Annotated in this window: 14 protein-coding genes, 1 tRNA gene and 1 pseudogene; 10 read left to right on the top strand and 6 right to left on the bottom strand. The window is 63.7% G+C overall.

Going from position 1 to position 18,818, the window contains the following annotated elements:
• Positions 1–12 precede the first annotated feature (12 nt).
• Positions 13–249: a DUF2188 domain-containing protein gene (locus L858_RS0107555; protein WP_022682546.1), complete on the top strand. Its 237-nt coding sequence runs from the start codon at positions 13–15 to the stop codon at positions 247–249.
• Between the two features lie 25 nt (positions 250–274).
• Positions 275–1,225, top strand: coding sequence for a toll/interleukin-1 receptor domain-containing protein (locus L858_RS0107550; RefSeq protein WP_022682545.1), 951 nt, complete (start codon positions 275–277; stop codon positions 1,223–1,225).
• A gap of 303 nt (positions 1,226–1,528) precedes the next feature.
• Here L858_RS0107550 and L858_RS0107545 read toward each other — a convergent pair whose 3' ends face one another.
• Positions 1,529–2,851, bottom strand: coding sequence for a tyrosine-type recombinase/integrase (locus L858_RS0107545; RefSeq protein WP_022682544.1), 1,323 nt, complete (start codon positions 2,849–2,851; stop codon positions 1,529–1,531).
• Between the two features lie 153 nt (positions 2,852–3,004).
• Positions 3,005–3,094, bottom strand: a tRNA-Ser gene (locus tag L858_RS0107540).
• Between the two features lie 122 nt (positions 3,095–3,216).
• Here L858_RS0107540 and hspQ point away from each other — a divergent pair.
• The 3 genes and pseudogenes from hspQ to L858_RS19820 all read left to right on the top strand — a co-directional run bounded on the left by hspQ (position 3,217) and on the right by L858_RS19820 (position 6,382).
• Entirely contained in the window at positions 3,217–3,588 is a 372-nt protein-coding gene (hspQ, locus tag L858_RS0107535) for a heat shock protein HspQ (RefSeq protein WP_028055912.1), read from the top strand.
• Complete coding sequence (locus L858_RS0107530) at positions 3,545–4,309, top strand: GDSL-type esterase/lipase family protein (RefSeq protein ID WP_028055911.1); 765 nt, start codon at positions 3,545–3,547, stop codon at positions 4,307–4,309. Before hspQ ends, L858_RS0107530 begins: the two co-directional genes overlap by 44 nt.
• Before the next feature lie 97 nt (positions 4,310–4,406).
• Positions 4,407–6,382, top strand: a pseudogene (locus L858_RS19820) (OPT family oligopeptide transporter).
• Between the two features lie 62 nt (positions 6,383–6,444).
• Here L858_RS19820 and L858_RS0107520 read toward each other — a convergent pair.
• A complete protein-coding gene (locus L858_RS0107520) occupies positions 6,445–9,210 on the bottom strand; it encodes a TonB-dependent receptor (protein ID WP_022682541.1) in 2,766 nt (921 codons plus the stop codon).
• A gap of 180 nt (positions 9,211–9,390) precedes the next feature.
• Here L858_RS0107520 and L858_RS0107515 point away from each other — a divergent pair, with 180 nt between their 5' ends.
• Complete coding sequence (locus L858_RS0107515; RefSeq protein ID WP_037504449.1) at positions 9,391–10,464, top strand: phytase; 1,074 nt, start codon at positions 9,391–9,393, stop codon at positions 10,462–10,464.
• Between the two features lie 41 nt (positions 10,465–10,505).
• Here the strand turns inward: L858_RS0107515 and L858_RS0107510 are convergent, their stop codons facing one another.
• The 3 genes from L858_RS0107510 to queF form a co-directional block, all read right to left on the bottom strand.
• Positions 10,506–13,136, bottom strand: coding sequence for a M1 family metallopeptidase (locus tag L858_RS0107510; protein ID WP_022682539.1), 2,631 nt, complete (start codon positions 13,134–13,136; stop codon positions 10,506–10,508).
• 207 nt (positions 13,137–13,343) lie between these two features.
• Positions 13,344–13,637 carry a GIY-YIG nuclease family protein gene (locus L858_RS0107505; protein WP_022682538.1) on the bottom strand — a complete coding sequence of 98 codons (294 nt, stop codon included), beginning with the start codon at positions 13,635–13,637 and terminating at the stop codon, positions 13,344–13,346.
• 50 nt (positions 13,638–13,687) lie between these two features.
• Positions 13,688–14,146 carry a preQ(1) synthase gene (queF, locus tag L858_RS0107500; RefSeq protein WP_028055909.1) on the bottom strand — a complete coding sequence of 153 codons (459 nt, stop codon included), beginning with the start codon at positions 14,144–14,146 and terminating at the stop codon, positions 13,688–13,690.
• Positions 14,147–14,248: 102 nt separating this feature from the next.
• On the opposite strand from queF, the gene L858_RS0107495 reads away from it, so the two are divergent.
• The 4 genes from L858_RS0107495 (at position 14,249) to L858_RS0107480 (ending at position 18,815) form a co-directional block, all read left to right on the top strand.
• Positions 14,249–15,448 carry a hypothetical protein gene (locus tag L858_RS0107495; RefSeq protein ID WP_028055908.1) on the top strand — a complete coding sequence of 400 codons (1,200 nt, stop codon included), beginning with the start codon at positions 14,249–14,251 and terminating at the stop codon, positions 15,446–15,448.
• Between the two features lie 63 nt (positions 15,449–15,511).
• Positions 15,512–16,360, top strand: a complete 849-nt coding sequence (gene sseA / locus L858_RS0107490) for a 3-mercaptopyruvate sulfurtransferase (protein ID WP_022682535.1) — start codon at positions 15,512–15,514, stop codon at positions 16,358–16,360.
• Positions 16,357–17,562, top strand: a complete 1,206-nt coding sequence (gene metC, locus L858_RS0107485) for a cystathionine beta-lyase (RefSeq protein WP_022682534.1) — start codon at positions 16,357–16,359, stop codon at positions 17,560–17,562. Before sseA ends, metC begins: the two co-directional genes overlap by 4 nt.
• The gene (locus L858_RS0107480) at positions 17,559–18,815 is read left to right on the top strand and encodes a mechanosensitive ion channel domain-containing protein (protein WP_022682533.1); all 1,257 of its coding nucleotides are present in this window, start codon (positions 17,559–17,561) and stop codon (positions 18,813–18,815) included. Before metC ends, L858_RS0107480 begins: the two co-directional genes overlap by 4 nt.
• Positions 18,816–18,818 lie beyond the last annotated feature (3 nt).

Raw genomic sequence — 18,818 nt, 5'->3', positions numbered from 1 at the left:
GCGGAGGATACGATGGCGGACCGATATGTCACCAAACACGATAAGGGCTGGGCCGTGAAAGCGCCCGGAGCCAAGCGGGCCAGCAGCGTGCATGACACGCAGAAAGAGGCTGAAAAGGCGGCCAAAAAGACCGTCGGCAATCTCGGCGGCGGCGAAGTCCGCATTCAGGGGCGCGATGGCCGCTGGCGAGACTCCGATACGGTAGCGCCGGGCAATGATCCCAACCCGCCTCGCGACACGAAGCATTGATCGGCATTTTCGAAAGGCTGTCACGGTGAAGGCATTCATTTCCTATTCGCACAAGGACGCAGGCGCACTCGACCGACTGCACACCCACCTAGCAATGCTTCGCCGTGAAGGGGCGATCGAAGCGTGGTTCGACCGCGAGATTCTGGCGGGCGGGGAACTTGATGCCGAAATCACTGCGCAGCTCGAAAGCTGCGAGCTGTTCCTGCTGCTTGTCAGTCCTGACTTTCTCGCATCTGACTACTGTGTCGAGCGGGAGATGGAGCGGGCACTGGAGCGTCACGCTGCGGGGGATGCCCGTGTCGTTCCAATCATCATCGAGCCTTGCGATTGGACGGCATCGCCGCTGCGGCAGCTGAAGGCGCTCCCGCGCGATGCCAAGCCGGTCAGCGAATGGACGAACGAGAACAATGCCTATCTCGATGTTGTGAATGAAATCCGCCGTATCGTGCGCTCCGATCGCCGACTGGAAATGGAGGATGGCCCCAAGGCTGCGGCCGCGGCCGCTGTCACCGAAGCAGGCAACGCAGCGCGGCGTTACCGCGTCAAACGGGATTTTGATGAAATCGATCGGAGCGACTTTCGCACCGCGGCTTTCCGGTCGCTGCGATCTTACTTCGAGCGCGCCATCGCCGAAATCGATTCAATCGACGATTTGCGCGGGCGCTTCGTGCCGCTGACGGAAACCTCCTTCACCTGCACCTTGGTCAATAAGGCGCGCGACCGAAGCGTGGCTCACATCACGGTTCATTGCCGCGGGTCCAGTCACGGCTTCAGCGACATCTTCTATTCGTTCTCCGAGAATGCGGCAGACAACACGGCCAATGGCGGCTTCAGCATCAAGGCTGACGAATACGAGCTTTATCTCGCGCCGATGATGTTCGGCTACGGACGCGGGGACGAGCATCTGACCCCTGAGGGTGCGGCGGAAACGCTATGGACCGAATTCCTGCAGCAAGCAGGAGTGACATATGACTGACACGGTTCGCTTCCGCTGCCAGAACTGCGGCCATCGCTTCGAAACCGAAGTGCTTGATGAGCACGAGCGGCGCGAGGCTCGACGCCTCGATCGACCCACTTCGTCAGTTTATTGCCCAATATGCCACCGTACCGACATTCGGCGAGGATGGGAATGACGAGGGCAGATGATGAAACCAGAGAAAATTGAGGGCGTGGCAAGCCCACCGAATAGGTGAGTGAAGGGGCTCCAGCCGAGGGAAGTATCATCCCTGACAGTCCCCTGACGATCGTGCACGATTAAGGGCAAAAGACCGATTAACAATCAGCGCGTATTAGACCTCGACCGCCGCGCACCCTTCAATAGGGCTGCGGCAGGAAGCTGATTTACCATGATTAAATCCGCCCATTTCTGCACCAACTCCCGCCTCCGTTCCATATAGCCGGCCCGATTGTAGATGAGTTCGCTACCCGACATCCCTGCCGGAATATGTGCCAGCATAAGGTCGATGATGAGCCGATCGATCAGGAGACGATCTAAACCTGGGTGCGATCGCTCCACCAGACCATTCATCGTTGTGGAAAAGGAAGAACGCCATCCATGTGGAACATGACGTCCCTTATACCCGATCCGATTGTACAAATATCCGACGGCATTTTCACTCAACGGTTCCAAGCCGCTGCGCGCGCCAGGAAATGCCAAAGGGCCGCGACCCGAAAGGAGACGGGCGACACGCAGAACCTCCACAGCTTGGTGCGAAAGCGGGACAATATGCTCGAACACCTCATCTTCACGGAGTGCCAGCATAAGCTTGATGCGGGCAGCTGGGATACGCCACAGCGGCCTGTCCGCAAGCTCATTTGGCTTATCCCAATCGATGCCTTCGAACTCGCTCCACGGCGCGGTTCGAATCATCCCTGGCCGCTGAGCGGTCAGCGCCATCATTCTTGATGCGAGACGGGTAATCGGATGGGAGGCCGAGCAATCAACGGCACGAATCAATGCCTGAATCTCATCCATATCAGTCAGCGCGGGCCACCTGCGTGCAGGGGGAACGGCCTTTAGGCTGACCTTCATATCAGCGGCAGGGTTCTCGCGGCACGCACCGAGACCCTTGCCATATTTGAATATCGCTGAACACCGCTGTAGCAAGCGATGAGAGGTCTCTATGGACCCTCGCGCTTCAACTTTTTTAAGTGTGGCGAGGAGTAGAGGCTCATCGATGTCGGTTATCGGAAGCCCACCGATGGCAGGAAATACATCTCGCTCTAGGCTCGTGATGACATCCGCGGCGTGGACCGGCTTCCAGCGGGCCACTTGATCGGCATACCATTGCCTGCCCACCTTCTCGAACGTGTTCTCCATCTGAGCTACGTTGGCGAGCTTGCGCTTCTTCGCCTCGATCACCGGATCGCGGCCGTCCCGTAACATCCGTTTGGCGTCATCCCGCATGTCCCTAGCCTCGACCAAGGACAGATCGGGGTAGCTTCCCAACACGAGGCGCTTCTCTTTATCTGCGAACCGGTATTTGAGCCGCCAGCTGCGGTGGCCGGCTTTCGTTACGAACAGATACAGCCCCCCAGAATCGGCAAGCTTGTAGTCCTTGTCCCTAGGCTTCGCCTTGCGAATTGCAGCGTCAGTCAGCATGCCCCCAAATCCTCAATTCGATGCCCCCAGAATGCCCCCAAATGCCGCTGGCTTGGGCTGGATATCGTTGGATGCGCTTGGACACGCGAATCGCCTAAAATCCCGTTAATACGGGATTTTTTGGATGCCCTTGGATCCGGTCGGATGCTTAAGTGGCGGAGAGGGAGGGATTCGAACCCTCGGTACCGTTGCCGGCACGCCGCATTTCGAGTGCGGTGCATTCGACCACTCTGCCACCTCTCCGCAGAAGGGTCGGCGCGCGGCCACCCGGTCGAGGGGCGGCCATTAGCGAATGATGACCGGCTTGCCAAGCGGGCCGGCAGTATTTTTCTTGTGTCGCCGCCTCAGCTTCCTAAATTGGAAGCATGAATGAGATGAATCAGATTTTCGGGTCGGACGTCAGCGCACCGTCGGTGGTGCATGCCAGCTTCAGCATCGGCGACGTGGTCAAGCATCGGCGCTTCGGCTTTCGGGGCGTGGTGTTCGATATCGATCCGGTGTTCGCCAATAGCGAGGAATGGTATCAGGCCATTCCGGAAGAATCCCGCCCCGACAAGCATCAGCCCTTTTATCACCTGCTCGCCGAAAATGGCGAAACCAGCTATGTCGCCTATGTCAGCCAGCAAAATCTGCTTGCGGACGACAGCGGCGAGCCGGTCGAGCATCCCGCGATTGCCGGCATGTTCGGCACCTATGCCAATGGCAAATATCAGCTGCGCCCGCTTCACCGCCATTGAGCAGCCCAGCGGGCGGCGGTGGCGCATCCTTGCGCCCGCAGCGCCACTGCTGCTGCTCTGCATTGCCCCCGCGGCGGCTCAGACCACGCCGGCCAGCCCCGCCCGCGTCAATGCCGACCCGAGCTTCCCCTTCTCGACCGAGATCGAGGCATTCGCCAAGGCCAATGAGTCCGGCCTGCCTATAAGCGAAGCGACGCTGTTCATCGGCAGCTCGTCAATCCGCCTTTGGGATATCAGGGGCAGCTTCCCCGACATCGGCACCGTCAATCGCGGCTTTGGTGGCGCCACGACGCCTGACGTTCTGCACTATTACAAGCGCCTGCTGCCCCGCTCCAAACCGCGCTCCATCCTCGTCTATGTGGGAGAGAATGATCTGGCGGGGGGCGCGGACCCGGGTGCGGTCGCCCGCAATGTTCTCACCCTGCTGAAGCGGCTGCGCGCCGACTATCCCAGGGCGAAGATCGCCTATCTGTCGCTGAAGCCCAGCCCCATTCGCTGGACGCTCTGGCCCAAGATGGCGGCGGTCAACATGACGGTCGCGGCGCGTTCCCATGTCTCGGGCTTCGATTATCTCGACGTCGGGCGCGTTCTGCTCGCGCCCGACGGCCTGCCCGACGCCTCGCTGTTCCGGCCCGACGGGCTGCATATGAACGCACGAGGCTATACGCGGTGGACGCGCATGGTCGAGAACTATCTGGACCAACCCAGCCCCGCTTCCTGAGCCGACCGCTTGCTTGGCACAGTTTACGATTGATCCAACGCCAAGCAACATTATTACCGGACATTCGTACAACGCGTGAAGGCAAAGGGGAGCGCGAGTGACCACCGATCCGGCCAAGGCCATGCCCGTGGCAGAACTGACCCTGCGCGGCGTCATCCTGGGGGCGCTCATCACCCTCCTGTTCACGGCTGCGAACGTCTATCTTGGCCTCAAGATCGGCCTGACCTTCGCCACCTCCATCCCGGCGGCGGTGATCTCCATGGCGGTGCTGCGCCTGTTCGCAACGGGCACGATCCTGGAAAACAACATCGTCCAGACCATCGCCTCGGCCGCCGGCACATTGTCCGCGATCATCTTCGTGCTTCCGGGCCTGGTCATCATCGGCTGGTGGCAGGGTTTTCCCTATTGGCTGAGCGCCTTCACCATCGCGCTCGGCGGCATATTGGGCGTCATGTATTCGGTGCCGCTACGCCGGGCGCTGGTGACGGGCTCCGACCTCCCCTATCCTGAAGGCGTCGCCGCCGCCGAAGTGCTCAAGGTCGGTGCCGGGTCGCGGGAGGGTCTGGAGGAAAATAAGCGCGGGCTTGCCGCGATCGTCACCAGTTCGCTCGCCGCCGCTGCCTTCTCGATCATCGCGAAGACTAGGCTGATTGCGGAGGAAGCTGCGACCTTCTTCAAGATCGGCGCGGGCGCCTCCAGCGTTTCGACCAGCTTTTCCATGGCGCTGATCGGCGTCGGCCACCTGGTGGGCCTGTCGGTGGGCGTCGCGATGTTCGTCGGCCTGCTGATCAGCTGGGCCGGCCTCGTCCCCTATCTCACCGCTCCCTTGCCGACCGGCGCCGATCTGGCGGAAGTGGTGGGCACCACCTTCCGCATGAAGGCGCGCTTCATCGGCGCGGGCACGATCGGCGTGGCGGCGATCTGGACCCTCCTCAAGATTTTGGGACCGATCATCGGCGGCATCCGTTCGGCCATCGCGGCGGCAAAGCTGCGCAAGTCCGGCAATGCCGGCCTGCTGGACCTGACCGAGCGGGACCTGCCCATCGGCATCGTCGGCGGCACCATCATTGCCTCGCTGATCCCGATCGCCATCCTGCTCTGGGTGTTCGCGCAGGGAGGGCCGATCGCGCTCAACCCCGTGCCGATCATCGGCCTGACGCTGGCCTATATATTGGTCGCCGGCATCGTGATCGCGTCGGTCTGCGGCTATATGGCCGGCCTGATCGGCGCGTCGAACAGCCCGATTTCTGGCGTCGGCATCCTCGCGGTGCTGGGCGCCTCGCTGATCCTCGCCGCGATCTACGGCTCAGGCGGCGACCCCAAGCAGAGCCAGGCATTGATCGCCTATGCGCTGTTCGTGACGGCGATCGTCTTTGGCGTGGCGACCATCTCCAACGACAATCTGCAGGACCTCAAGACCGGACAACTGGTGGGCGCGACACCATGGAAACAGCAGGTCGCGCTGGTCCTTGGCGTCATCTTCGGCGCGCTCGTGATACCGCCGGTGCTTGACCTGCTCAACAGCGCCTTCGGCTTCGCCGGCGCTTCGGGAGCAAAGGCAACGGCGCTGCCCGCCCCGCAGGCCGCGCTGATCTCCGCGCTTGCCAAGGGCGTGCTGGGCGGCGACCTCGATTGGAACCTCATCGGCATAGGGGCGGGGATCGGCGTCGTGGTCGTGGTCATCGATGAGGCGCTGGGCAAGGCCGGCAAGCTGCGCCTCCCGCCCTCCCGCCGCTGGCGGTCGGCATGGGCATTTACCTCCCGATGGCGCTTACCCTGCTTATCCCCGTGGGCGCGGTGATCGGCCATCTTTACAATCGCTGGGCGCTGCGCCAGTCCAATCCGGAATTCGCCGAGCGCATGGGCGTGCTGATGGCGACCGGGTTCATCGTGGGCGAAAGCCTGTTCGGCGTTGCCTTCGCCGGTATCGTGGCAGCAACGGACAGCGATGCTCCGCTGGCTGTGATAACGGAAAATCCGTGGGGCGTTGTCCTGTCGGTGGTCGCCTTCTTCGGCGTGATCGCAGCACTCTATGCCCGGCTGCGTCATTGGGCGAGCGCGCCTTTGGGCTGACCGCGCAGGAAAGGGGGCCGCCCCAAAGGCAGCCCCCCCCTCTTGTCCGGAAGGAGCGCGGATCAGAAGTTGAAGCGGATACCGCCCGAATATCGGCGGCCGAAGCGCTCCCACTCGATCGTCTGGTTGCTGGTGTTGGGTGCCTGCGCCCCGCTTGCGCGGAGCAGGCTGCCCGGATCGGAGAAGCGGCGGCCCGGATGGTTGAGCAGGTTCGAGGCGTCGAAATAGATCTCGAAATTCTTCGTGACCGCATAGCGCGCCGAGAAGTCGAGTTCGTCGTCCGAGCCCCAATAAGTGTCGCCGCCGTCGGTCAGTGTGCCCACCGTGTCGAGCCATTTGCTGCGGTTCTGATATTGCAGGCGCAGCGACAGGCCATATTTCTCATAATAGCCACCGATATTGTAAACGAAGTCCGACGTGCCGGGCAGGCGCAGCTTGCGGCCGCCAATATCCACCTTGCTGTTGTTCAGCGTCAGGTTGGCCGAGACGCCGAAGCCGCCCAGGAATTCGGGTAGGCCGAGGTCCTGCGTCCAGGGCTCCAGCTGGAGCTGCGCGGCAGCTTCCATGCCGTAGATGCGGCCGGCTCCGCCGTTGACGAGGCCACTGAACGTGTAGTCGGACCGGTCGATGCCGTTGCTGTTAAGCGCGGTCGAATTGAAGGTGCGCTCAGACGTATAGAGGAAATCTTCGATCTTCTTATAGAACGCACCCATCATCAGGTAACCCTGCGGCCGCACATACCATTCGAAATAGGCGTCGACGCCGTAGGCACGCTCGGGCTTGATCGCCGGATTGCCCCCGGAGATACGGTTGGTGCTGTCATTGACGACGACGTTAGGACGCAGCTGGTCGTAGTCTGCCCGCGCTGCGCCGCTGTTGAACGACAGGCGCAGCTTCTTCGTGTCGTCCAGATCATAGTTGATGTGCATGCTCGGAAAGGCGAGCGTCTGGCTCGCCTGCGCCACGACCACGGCGGGGGTCGCGCCGATGGTGCCGACCGCGCGGCCCTCATTCTTGATATGCTCGACGCGCACGCCCGCAATCACGCTGCCCCAGTCGTAGCGGAAGGTGCCCATCAGATAGCCGGCGAACACTTCCTCGCGGACGTTATAATTGTTGCCGGAATTGGGTGTGAATGCAAAGGCACCCCGCGCCGCTGCGGAGGCCGCCCGCATCTTGTCCCGGTCGAAATAGCGGAAGCTGTAGCCCATCGGGATTTCGCCGAGGAACTTCTGGTCGAGCGAGAACTGGTTGTAATCGGTCGGCATGATCGTCGCTGCCTGCGCGGCGTTCAGCGTGATCTGTTCCTCGTCGGCGATCTTGTTGCGCCGGTCATATTGCAGGCCGGCCTTCAGCGTCGCATTATCCAACTCGCGTGCCAGCACCAGGCGGCCGGTATAGGCCTTGGTCGTGTCCACCGCGTCCAGCACGGTAAAGCCGCTGAGGGGCTTGCCGAAGGCATCGACCGCCGCCACCTGCTCGCCTGCCGTATAGCGGGTCGCGGCGCCCGTGCCCGTCACGAGCGTGCGATAGAGTGTGAGCTTCGAGATGTTGGGATTGGTGAAGTCATAGGCGACGGTCGGACGCAGGTTGCGCGTGCTGGGGCTTTCCCAGCTTGCCTCGCCTATTACCGAGCGATCATCCTTGGATTCGGTATAATTGCCGACCCAGCTCAGCTTCCAGCCATCGGCGAATTCGTGGCTGCCTTCCAGTGTGTTGGTGAAGACCGACTGGCGGAACGCGCGCAGGGTCGAACGCTGGCGAATGTCGATGCCGTAGATCGTGCCCTGTGCCGGCGTGTTGCCTGCGCAAATGTCGGCATAGCCCGACGTGGTGTTGGCGGTGCTGGCGCCGCATGCTGCGCTGCTGTTCGACAGGTCGCCCTCGCGGTCGTCCAGGTCGAACCGGTAATTGTCGCGTGCCTCGTCGTCAGTGAAGATGGTGTAGATTGACCGCGCCGAGATGACGTTCCGATCATCCGGCTTCCAGTCGATCCGACCCGAAACCGACCAATTCTTGCGGGTCAGGCGGTAAAGCTTGTTCTCCGTCTCATGCACCCAGAAGCGCGTGGCATTACCCGGCCGCGCATCGCGGCTCACCCGCTCATAGTCATTCTCGAAATTGTCGGTGACCATGTTGCGCTCATAATAACTGCCCGACAGCAATATGCCGATCTCTCCGATACCGGTGTTGAAGCGGTTTGAGACGACCAGATTGCCTTCATATTCCTTTTTGTCGCCCAGTTCGGCGAAGCCCAGGCCGCCCTTGCCGGCAAGGTGGAAGCCGTCATAGTCGAAGGCTGAGCGGGTGATGACGTTGACATTGCCGGCCACTGTTTCGCCAGGCATGTCGGGGGTGACCGCCTTGGACACGATGATCTTGCCGGCGATGGCGGACGGGATGGAATCGAAGCGGGCGTCGCGGCCCTCCGGGCTTACCACATTGATGCCGTCGAACGACAGGGTGGTCCAGGTCTTGGGCGCGCCGCGCAGGTTGATGTAGCGGGCCTGGCCCTGGTCGCGCTCGACGCTGATGCCGGGCAGGCGGCTGGCTGCCTGGGCGATATTCTGGTCAGGCAGGCGACCGACCGAGTCAGACGCGGCAACGGTGACCAGCGAGTCCGACGCCTTCTGGATCTCCAGCGCGGCTGCTTCGGATTCCGCGATCGGGCGGGTGCCGGTGACAACGATCGAGCCTATATCGTCTTCAGCGGCGGGTGCCTGCGCCATGGCTTCCGACGATGCCAGAGCCCAGCCGGCGATGCCGCAGGCCAAAGCGAGACGAACAATTTTGGCGCCGGCGCGCGGCCGGACGGTCTTGTGCTGCATGATGTCCCCCTGTTGGAAACGCCTTTTGGAAAGGCTTGGCGGGGCACGTAGAGCGGCTGGAATACAATGGCGTGAAATTACAGTGACAGATCAGTGACATAGAAGATGTTTTTGGCGCATCCGCCGTCACATAGCCATCATGAAGCGCATCCAAGAGGCGCCGCGACAGAGGGGAAATCCATGACCAGACATTCTTTGGCCGGCCTCGGCGCCGCGCTTCTGCTCGCCGCATGCTCCACCACACCGGCCGAGCCGCCGCTCGCGTTCCGCATCGCTCATGCAGCGCCCGCCGCTTCCGTCACGGCGCGCGGAGAAACGACGCCGGTCGGCACGCCCAATGCCGATGCGGCGGACGATCCCGCGATCTGGCGCAATGCCGCTGATCCAGCCCGAAGCCTGATCGTCGGGACCGACAAGAAGGCCGGCCTCTACGTCTATGGCCTTGACGGGAAGACGCGCGACTTTCTGGATGCGGGCCGGGTCAATAATGTGGACTTGCGCGACGGTGTGACCATCAACGGCGAGAGCGGCATGTTGGTCGCCGCCAGCGACCGCAACGATATCGCCAATGCGAAGCTGGCGCTCTTCCGGCTCGACGCGCAGACGGCAAAGCTCAGCGCCCTCGGTAAGGTCGATGCCGGGCGGGGGGAGGCCTATGGCATCTGCCTCTATCGGGACGCCGCCGCGACTTACGCCTTCATCGTATTGAAGGACGGCACGATCAATCAGGTGGTGCTGGACGTGGCGGGCGAAGCGCCGACCGGCAAGATCGTCCGCACCCTGAAGCTTGGCACCCAGTCGGAAGGCTGCGCCGTCGATGACCGCACCGGCATCCTCTATGTGGCGGAGGAGGATGTCGCCCTCTGGCGCTTCGATGCACGCGCGAACGGCGCGACCACCCCGACAAAGATCGCCGCCGCCGACGGCAGGAATATCGTCATGGATGCCGAGGGCGTCGCCATCGCTCCCATCGGGGAGAAGGACGGCTATGTCCTCGTCTCCAGTCAGGGCGACAATGCCTATGCGCTCTATCGCCTGAGCGACGACGGCTATGCCGGCCGCTTCCGCGTGGTCGACGGCGCGATTGGCGGGTCGGAAGAGACGGACGGGATCGAATTGATGCTGGGGGATTTCGGCCCGCGCTATCCCGGCGGCCTGTTCATTGTGCAGGACGGCCACAACGCCGCAGCTGCCCAGAATTTCAAGCTGGTGGCATGGGACGACATCGTGCGAGCGCTGGAATTGCCCCGCTGATCAAAAATTCCCCTCCCTGAAAGGGAGGGGAGCTATGCGCCTTATTTCTTGGCAAACCACTGAATGAGTGCCGGCTTCAATCGCGCTCGCGTCTCGATCCGCGTCTTGATCGCGGCAATGGAGCGATCCACCACCTTGCGCGATTCGGGCGTCAGATATTGGCTCGCATAGGCGTCCAGCTTCGTCGCCATAATAGGATCGGCTGAATTGCCGCCCAGCCGCGCGATCGCCTGGCTCCGCGCCGACACGTCGATCAGCGCCTCATATTGCTGCCGATGGGCCAGCACATAGTCGACCGCCAGCATCGAATGTTCCGACGCAACGGCCGAAATGATCGCCGCGCTCGTGGTCTTGCCCGGCTCCTCCGTCATGGCGAGGTCGAGCGCCTTCCTCGCCAGCGCCTCATTCCTCGCCGCGCCGAGCAGCGCGAAGGTCGTGCTCTTTTCAAGGTCGGACTTCGCGCCGTTCGCCATGGCCCGCAGCTTTTCCCATGTCGCAGCATCCGCATTTTCCGCGATGATCCGCAGCCAGACATTGCGCAGCGGCCCGTCCAGCAAGGAGGGCTCGGCAAAGCGCCGGTTCGCCTCAGCCACCACGGCCTTGTCGCCCATGCCGCCCAGCGTCGACACCAGCGCCGCCCGCAACACCGGTACCTGCGGCCCTTCGCCTCCCTTGGTGTCATAGCCGACGCTCGCCAGCACCGGGCTCAGCTTTTCCGAGGCATAGGCCGCGACCCGCCCCTGACCTGCCTTGTCGCCCTCCAGCATGGTATAGGCGCTGTCGAGATAATCGGGCACTTCCGCCAGCACGGCGGGGCTGGCCGACGCAGGCACCGCATTCACCAGATCGAGCGCAAGGCCGATCGGCTGATATCCGCCAAGGCCAAGCTGGAAATTATCGGCCATCAAGCCGATCTGGTCCATCGACGAAAGGCTGGTGAAGCCTTTCGCCAGCGCCTTCACATTCGCTTCCGGATAGAGCGAACGGTAATAGCCCGTCTGCCCCGCATTGATCACATAGGCGCCGCAGCCGGGCAGCGTCACCTGCGCCGATCCGTTCAGGATCAGCCGCTGCTCCGCTCCGCCGACGGTCTGCGCCGTCACCGGCACATTCCATTTGAGCGGCACCTTGTCCTTGCGATCGCGGCTGAACTCGCCCTGGCTCAGCGCCAGCAGGGTCGATCCGCCCCGACACTGCGCGCTTTCCACCTTCACCAGCGGAATGCCCGGCTGGCTGGTAAAGTCATGCGCGATGCCGACGACGCCCTTGGCCCCGGCCCCCTCGACCGCCCTCCACAGATCGTCGGTTACAGTATTCCCGTAGGCGTGGTTCTTCATATAAGCGCGGATGCCGGACCGCCACGCATCCTCCCCGGCGAAGCCCTCCAGCATCGTGATGACCGCCTCACCCTTTTCATAGGTGATGTCATCGAACGCCTGATTCACCTCTTCGACGGTATGGATTTTCTGGAGAATGGGATGGGTCGTCGCCAGCGCGTCGAGCGCCATCGCCCGCTCCCGCCCGCCAACGCGGCTCAGCAGCATCTCCCATTCGGGGTTCAGCTTGTCGGTGACCTTGGTCGCCATCCAGCTGGCGAAGCCCTCGTTCAGCCAAAGGTCGTCCCACCAAGCCATGGTGACCAGATCGCCGAACCATTGATGCGCCATTTCATGCGCCACGATGGAGTAGATGGTGCGCCGCATGCTTTCGGAGGTGAAGCGCGGATCGACCAGCAGCGCGCGTTCGAAGGTGAAGATCGCGCCCCAATTCTCCATTGCGGAGAAGAACTGGCTTTGCCCCGGCCCTGCGACATTATCCAGCTTCGGCAGCGGGAAGGGCACGCCGAAATAGTCATTATACCAGGGCAGGATCGCCGCCGAGGCGTCGAGCGCCAGCTGCGCCTTGCCGGTGTTGCCCTTGCCGGTGATCACGCCCACTTCGGTCGCGCCCGCCATCTTGGTTGCGCGGTCGAGTTCGCCGAGGCCGAAGAACAGCAGGTAGGAGGACATTTTGGGGGAGGTGCTGAAGGTCACCAGCTTCTTGCCCGCGCCTGCGGCCGCGCTGCTCCTGACCGGCATGTTGCTGACCGCGAGTTGGTCGGCGGGAATGACGGCGGACAGATCGAAGGTCGCCTTGTAGCTGGGCTCATCGAAGCTCGGCACGAAGCGGCGGGCGTCCGGCGCCTCGAACTGGGTGAAGAGCGCGCGCTTCGCCTTCCCCGCATTGTCCGTATAGTCGAGCGCGAACAGCCCGTTCGCCTGGGTGTTGATGACCCCGGCATAGTCGATCGAGAGCTTGTAGCTGCCCGGCTCGACCGGCCTGCCGAAATCGAAGGCCACGGTTTGGGCGGCGGCATCGATCCGGGCGGTTCCCTTCACCGCTTTGCCCTTGGCGGGCGTCAGGGTCACGCTGCTCACGGTGAGGTCCGCGGCGTTCAGCACCAGCGCCGGCATGGCTTGCGTCACGGCCACATCGATCGTCACCTTGCCGCTGAACTTCAGGTTCGCCGCATCGGGGGTCACCTGGATGGCATAATGGCTCGGCGCCGCGCCGCGCGGCAGCTGGGTGGTGACGCCGGCAGCAGGACCAGCGGGCGCCTGCGCCAAGGCGGGGGCGGCCAGGCCAAGAGGCGCGGCCGCCAACATCAGCGGGAGGATTTTGGAAAAGGGCATGAGGTTCGCAACTCCGACACGTTGGAACGGCGCAAGGACAATGTCTTACGCCTTGAGGACAGGGGATCGGCTGTTTCGGCCCACCGGTCAAGCCGCCCGCCCTGTCGCTGATGCCGTTAGTTGAAGCTTATTGTGCGATTGTCAAACAATAGCCTTGCTAACCATCCATACCACCGTCATCCCAGCGGAAGCTGGGATCTCAAGCGGCTATATGATGAGCGTAAACAAATCCCGCCAATCCGGATTGTTCTCCTCGATCAGCTGGATTTTCCAGTTCCGCTTCCACGCCTTGAGCGCCTTTTCACGAGCGATCGCATCCTCAATCCGGCCATGCTCTTCCGCCAGCACCAGCCGATGCAAATTATATTTTCGGCAGAAGTCCGAACCTACGCCCCGCCGATGTCGATCAACCCGTGCGGTAAGGCTGCTGGTGATGCCTACATACAACACGCCACGAGGCTTGTTGGTCATGATGTAGGTCCAGCTGCGCCGTACGGTCACGCGTTACCTCCTGAGATGCCAGCGTTCGCTGGCATGACGTGTTGGCTAGTTCACCCCCGGCCCCGATACCCCGGTACGTCCTGCGCCGGCAGCCAGAGTCCCGCCGGCGGTTCGCCCGACTGCCAGAACACGTCGATCGGTATGCCCCCGCGCGGATACCAGTAGCCGCCGATCCGCAGCCAGATCGGGTTCATCTCCGCAAAGAGCCGCTCGCCGATCCCGACGGTGCAATCCTCGTGAAAGGCCGCGTGATTGCGGAATGCGCCGAGAAACAGCTTCAGCGACTTGGACTCGACGATTGTCGCGGCGGGCGCATAGTCGATCACCAGATGGGCGAAGTCCGGCTGCCCGGTCACCGGGCACAGCGAGGTGAATTCCGGCGCGGTGAAGCGCACCAGATAGGGCTTGCCCGGACGGGGATTGGGGACATAGTCCAAAACGGCCTCTTCCGGGCGCGCGGGCAGGGCACTGGTCTGTCCCAGGTGAAGTGGAATCGGAATGTCAGTCATGGACAGGCCATCTACGCGATTGCACGGCATATGTCATCGTCGGGCGGCTCTTGCCTTTCGTTCATGGGGAGTTAACTAGGCGCCATGCCTTGGCTGCCATCCATGGGTCCCCGTTTCTCGCTTCTCCTTGCCGCGCCGCTGTTGCTGGCGGCGCCTGCTCTTGCGCAGCAGGAAAATGACGCGGAGCCGGTCTTCAACCTGCCCCGCACGCAGCCGCCAGCCAATCCCACTCAGCAGGGCCCGGAGCTCGACGTGTTTCGCGGCGCGCCCACCACGGTCACGCCGCCGCCTGTCGTCGCCCCGACCGTCCAGCCGCCGCCACCCGTAACCCCCGCGCCCCAACCAGCTTCCGAACAAGCGCAGCGCCGCCCCGCGACACCTTCGGCACCGGTGCAGCCTGCGCCCCGTGTGGAGAGCTCGCCGCCGGCCGCGAGCACGCCGCCACAGCAAGCCGTGCAGCCCGGACCCGCGCCTGTCGCACCTCCGGCGATCGAGACTCAGTCCGCTCCGCCCCGCCCCAATCCTCCACCGCCTGTTCCGGTGACGCCGCTGGCGCCCGCGGAAGAGTCTGGCTCAAGCTGGCCGTGGATCGCGGCAGCCGTGGGGCTAGCGATACTCGCCGGCGCCTTCCTGTGGCTGCGCCGCCGCAAACCGCAAGAGGTGGATCGGGCCTTCGACGAGGCGCAAGCCGCATCGGCTCCAACCACTCGTCCCATGCAACCCGAACCGGCACCCGCTCCACCATCGCCGGCCAAACCTGCTGCCCCGCCAGTCAGCACCGACCGCCCTTGGCTCAACCTCGCGATGGAGGTTCAGGCCGCGCGCCTGACGCTTATGGGCGCGACGATCGCCTACACTGTGACGGTCCACAATCGCGGCACTCGCGCGGCGGAGGACATCCTCATCCGCAGCCTCATCGCCAATGCCGGCGCGCAGCAGCAGGCACAATTTCAACAATTCTTCGCAGGCGAAAACGGACTGCCGGTCCATTCCGCCGTCTCCATCGCCCCGGGCGAGACGCAGAAGCTGACAGGTGAAATGCGCCTCAATGCGCAGGAGATTGCGGCGATCCCCGTTGGTCAGCGCGCCCTGCTGGTGCCCCTGATCGCCTTCGACGCGCAATATCGCTGGACTGATGAGGCGGGGGAAACGCAGCGCACCGGCCGCACCGGCCGCGCCTTTATCGTGGGACAGGAGCAGTCGCCGCCAGTCGAGCGCCTGGCGCCCTTTCGCCTCGACCTTGGCCCCCGTCAATATCGCACGCCAGGCAGCCGGGCGACCGCGCTCGCGCTGGAGAGCTAAACGCCCTTCCCACCCCTGCCGCACCGCCCTAGAACGGCTGCAAGCACAAGGGGAACGCCGCGCATGAACATATTGGTTTCGACCGACTGGCTCGCCGGGGAGCTGGGCAAGGACGACATCAGGATCGTGGATGCGAGCCTCTTCCTGCCGGGAACGCCCCGCGACGCGCAGGCCGAATTCGAATCCGCGCATATCCCCGGCGCAGCGTTCCTCGACCTCCCGACCCTCGCCGATCCTGACGATCCTCGCCCCGGCATGCTCCCGACCAAGGACTTCATGACGGAGCGCTGCCAGCAGTTGGGCCTCGATGCCGAGAGCCGCATCATCGTTTATGACAACAGCCCGACCCACAGCGCCGCACGCGGCTGGTGGATGATGCGCCTCTATGGCATCGGCAAAAGCGTTGCGATCCTGGACGGCGGGCTGATCAAGTGGCTGGCGGAAGGGCGTCCGACCGAAAGCGGCATGCCTTCGCCCAAGCGCGGCAACGCCGTCGCCCGCTACACGCCTGCGCAGGTGCGGACCAAGGAGGATTTGCTCGCAAATCTCGACACGCGCGCCGAACAGATACTCGATGCTCGCAGCGCCGCGCGCTTCTCAGGCGAGGAGCAGGAGCCGCGCCCTGGCATGGCGTCGGGCCACATCCCCGGCTCGCGCAACATTCCCTCCGCCAGCTTCTACAGGGCTGACAACAGCATGAAGCAGGGGGAAGAACTGCGCCGTCTCTTCCTGGACGCCGGCACCGATTTCTCCCGCCCGATCATCACCAGCTGCGGCAGCGGCGTGACGGCGGCGATCCTGCTCGCGGGTCTTGAGCTGCTCGGCAAGACCGACGTCACTCTCTACGATGGCAGCTGGTCGGAATGGGGCCTCGATCCTGCGACGCCCAAGGCGACCGGTGCCGCGGAATGAGCAAAGACAGGAAGCCGCTCACCCAACTCGCGCAGGCGGGCCGCAGGCCCGAATGGACCGGCATGCCCGGCCAGCCCGGCGCCATCGTCAGCCCGCCCGTGTGGCGCGCCTCCACCATCCTCTACGACGATGTGGCGCATCTGCGCAGCGCAGCGGGGCGCAGCACGCATGAGCGGCTCTTCTACGGACGGAAGGGCACGCCGACCAGTTGGAGCCTCGCCGACGCGCTCACCGAACTGGAGCCGGGCGCCGAGGGCACGATGCTCTACCCTTCGGGCGTCGCCGCTATCGCCTGCGCGCTGATGGCGGTGCTGAATCCGGGCGACCAGCTGCTGATGGTGGACAGCGCCTATGATCCGACGCGCAATTTCTGCGAACAGATGCTGCGGCCGCTCGGCATCGACACGATTTATTATGACCCGACCGTCGGTGCCGGCATAGCCGGCCTCATCACCGATGCGACCCGCGCCATCTTCATGGAAAGCCCCGGCAGCCTGACCTTCGAGGTTCAGGACGTTCCCGCGATCGCCGCCATCGCGCGGGAAAAGGGCATTGCGACGCTGATCGATAACACTTGGGCCACGCCTTTCTTCTTTCCGGCCCTATCGCACGGCGTCGACATATCCATTCTCGCCTGCACCAAATATATTGTCGGACATAGCGACGTCATGATGGGGTCGGTGACCGCCACCCCGGACGTCTTCCCGCGCATCCAGAAGGCGGCCTATCTCTTCGGCCAGATGACCAGCCCCGACGATGCATGGCTGGCCGCGCGCGGGCTCCGCACGCTGGGCGTCCGCCTGAACCAGCATCAGGCGAGCGCCTTGCGTGTTGCCGAGTGGCTGGCGCAGCAGCCCGATGTCGCCCGCGTCCTGCACCCCGCTCTCCCGTCCTGCCCCGGCCATGATCTGTGGCGGCGCGACTTCAGCGGATCGAGCGGCCTCTTCAGCTTCATTCTGGACGGCGGCGATGAACGGGCGCGCGCGGCGCTGATCGATGGCCTCGCGCATTTCGGCATCGGCTATAGCTGGGGCGGGTTCGAAAGCCTCGCCCTGCCGGTCGATCCCGCCCGCTACCGCACCGCCAAGCCATGGCAGGCAGAGGGGCCGCTCGTCCGCTTACAGATCGGCCTGGAAGATCCTGACGACCTGATCGCCGATCTGGACGCGGGCTTGGCCCGGTTCCGCGCCGCCCGCGCATGATGCAGGGCATTCCCGCGCTGCTTGCCCCGCTGCCCGGCGATCCGGCGATCGTTCATCCCCTGATCGCACTGGTGCTGGCGGCCACGGCCTATCTGATCGCCGGCGCGCTCGCCCGCTTCGTCTCGCCCCGCCTGCGCCGCCGCATGCGCGCGCTGGGCGACGCGCTCGCCGGCCACCTGCGCCCGATCCTCAAGCATCTCTTTGCCGCCGGCCTGCTGGCGCTCCCGGTCGCGCTATGGCCGATCGGCGACTTTGCGCATCTGATCCTCGGCGCGGCCATTGCCTTCTCGATCTCGGCCCTTGCCGTCCACATCCTTCGCAGCCTCGCCATTCCGCGTCTTGCCGTCATTCCGCTGGCGCTCCTGCTCTTCGTCACGGTGCTGTCCAGCAGCAGCGGCGGCTTCGCCCCGGTGGCCGACATGCTGGACAGGGTAGGCATCAGCCTCGGCAAGCGCCGTGTGACGCTGCTCGGCCTGGTCAGCATGGCTGCGACCGGTGTCGCGCTCTTCGCCCTGGTCCGCCTCGCCAACAGGATCATCGAACGCAGCATCAGCCGCGCCCACGGCCTTGACGCCACGCAAAAGCTGCTGGGACAGAAGCTCGCCGCCATCGCCGTCGTGGTCGCCGCCTTCTTCATCGGCGTCGACCTGCTCGCCATCGACCTCACCGCCTTCGCCGTCTTCTCCGGCGCGCTCGGCTTGGCCGTCGGCTTCGGCCTGCAAAAGACGTTCGGCAACCTGATCGCCGGCATCATCCTGCTGATGGACCGGTCGATCAAGCCGGGCGACGTGATCGTCGTCGGCGACAGTTTCGGCTGGGTCAACAAGATCGGTGTGCGCGCCGTCTCCGTCATCACTCGCGACGGAAAGGAGCATTTGATCCCGAACGAAAATCTGATGACGCAGGAGGTGGAGAACTGGTCCTACTCCGACCGCAATGTCCGCGTTCGCATTCCCGTTGGCATCAGCTTCGACTGCGACCTGAAGCTCGCCCAGGACCTCATGCTCCGCGCCGCGCAGGAGAGCCCGCGCGTCTTGCGCAACCCCAAACCCAATGTGTGGCTGACAGGCTTTGGCGAGAGCCGCGTCGAGCACGACATTCTGGTGTGGATCAGCGATCCGGAAAGCGGCATCGGCAGCGTCAGGTCGGATGTGCTCGGCCGCCTCTGGCTACTCTTCCGGGAACATGGCATTACGATCCCCTATCCGCAGCGGGTCCTTCACACCCCCAGCGGCCAGCGGACAGCAAGATAGCCG

The organism is Sphingobium bisphenolivorans, assembly GCF_000412635.1.
Lineage (GTDB): Bacteria > Pseudomonadota > Alphaproteobacteria > Sphingomonadales > Sphingomonadaceae > Sphingobium > Sphingobium bisphenolivorans.
This window is presented reverse-complemented; position numbering and strand designations above follow the sequence as displayed.